1 protein-coding gene is annotated in these 240 nt (G+C 68.8%); it reads right to left on the bottom strand.

Going from position 1 to position 240, the window contains the following annotated elements:
* Positions 1–240, bottom strand: a 240-nt coding sequence (locus CD790_RS34320) for a biotin/lipoyl-containing protein (protein WP_144387289.1), incomplete at its 5' end; no start/stop codon positions are given.

Genomic DNA, 240 nt, shown 5'->3' with positions numbered 1-240 from the left:
TCAGTCCTTGATCTCGCAGATGACGGCGCCGGAGGTGATGGACGCGCCGACCTCGGCGGCCAGTCCCTTGACCGTGCCCGCGCGGTGCGCGTTCAGCGGCTGCTCCATCTTCATCGCCTCCAGGACCACGATCAGCTCACCCTCGGCGACCTGCTGACCCTCCTCGACCGCCACCTTCACGATCGTGCCCTGCATCGGCGACGCCAGCGCGTCCCCCGAAGCCGCCGAACCCGACTTACG

This window comes from Streptomyces sp. SAJ15 (assembly GCF_007595705.1).
Lineage (GTDB): Bacteria > Actinomycetota > Actinomycetes > Streptomycetales > Streptomycetaceae > Streptomyces.
This window is presented reverse-complemented; position numbering and strand designations above follow the sequence as displayed.